We start from the raw sequence: 567 nt of genomic DNA, 5'->3' as shown, positions 1-567 counted from the left end.
AATGTAAAATTATAAAAACAATTTCGTTATCTTAGTGTTGTCAAGATAATTAGAAAAATGAAAAGGATGATGAACGTTAAGCAAAGTAATATGGAAAATAAAGAAGTCAATGAAGAGGTAAATGAGACAAGAAAAATCACACCGGAGAAAGCCTTGGAAATGTTAAGGTCTGAGGGACTGGATATAACGCTTGAACAAGCCGGAAATATTTTGGATTTTTTGCGTAAATTAGCAAATATTACAGTAACTAAGTATTTAAAAACAAGAGGATGAAAATGATAGCAGACTTATATGTAAGAGTGAGTACAGATGAACAGGCAGACAGAGGATATTCTCAAAGAAATCAGGAAGAAGTACTGCGTAAATATTGTGAAATTAACTCCATTGAGATAAGAGACGTGATTTATGAAGATCACTCGGCAAAGACTTTTAACAGACCCAAATGGAATAAGCTTTTGCAAAATTTAAAAAAGCACAAAAACAAAATTGATCTTGTTTTATTCACTAAATGGGATAGGTTCAGCCGTAATGCCGGAGATGCTTATCAAATGATAAATATCCTCAGGA

At 32.5% G+C, this 567-nt stretch carries 2 protein-coding genes; both read left to right on the top strand.

Going from position 1 to position 567, the window contains the following annotated elements:
* Positions 1-90: 90 nt before the first annotated feature.
* Positions 91-273 carry a hypothetical protein gene (locus D0817_RS24805; protein WP_127341002.1) on the top strand — a complete coding sequence of 61 codons (183 nt, stop codon included), beginning with the start codon at positions 91-93 and terminating at the stop codon, positions 271-273.
* A partial coding sequence (locus tag D0817_RS24800; protein WP_134737800.1) for a recombinase family protein occupies positions 270-567 on the top strand: 298 nt, incomplete at its 3' end. The genes D0817_RS24805 and D0817_RS24800, both read left to right, overlap by 4 nt.

This window comes from Flavobacterium cupreum (assembly GCF_003996965.1).
GTDB lineage: Bacteria > Bacteroidota > Bacteroidia > Flavobacteriales > Flavobacteriaceae > Flavobacterium > Flavobacterium cupreum.
The sequence above is the reverse complement of the archived record's forward strand: the minus strand, read 5'-3'. Positions and strand labels throughout refer to the sequence as shown.